This is a genomic window from Zhenhengia yiwuensis (assembly GCF_014384995.1).
Lineage (GTDB): Bacteria > Bacillota > Clostridia > Lachnospirales > Cellulosilyticaceae > Zhenhengia > Zhenhengia yiwuensis.
The window spans coordinates 1-539 of the sequence record NZ_JACRSY010000136.1; the positions used below are offsets into that span (position 1 = coordinate 1).

General features: G+C 34.7%; 1 pseudogene. It reads left to right on the forward strand.

The window, feature by feature from the left end:
• Window positions 1–161: 161 nt before the first annotated feature.
• Window positions 162–539, forward strand: a pseudogene (locus H8718_RS20430) (hypothetical protein); the annotation flags it as partial.

Here is a 539-nt window from a genome sequence, read left to right on the forward strand (position 1 = left end):
AAGGATTTAACAAGCTCCATAGAAGAAGTTAAACCTGCACATCTAGCATTTACTTTTGAATATACCTATAACTACTGGAACAATTTAAAAGCCTATACGTGGTCAGCTTTATCCATACATACATGGGATAAGGTAAAGGTAATATAGAAAGGAGTAATAGAATGAAAAATACTACTAATTATGGGTTAAAGAAACCGGATGGTACGGATGCAGTTGATATTGCTATTATCAATCAGAATATGGATACCATAGATGCTAGGATGAAAAGCAATGCTACTCAAATCGACGATTTGAAAAATAACAAGGCGAATACTTCTCATGGGAATCATGTGCCTGCCACACAAAGTGCGAACAATAAAAAGTTTTTAAGGTGTGATAATACTTGGCAAGATGTAACACCAGGTAATATTGGGGCGGCCCCAGCATCACATACTCATGATGATAGATACTATACAGAAACAGAAATTAATACTAAGTTAGATGCAAAAGCTAATACTTCACATACTCATACAAAATCACAAATAACAGATTTCCCAACA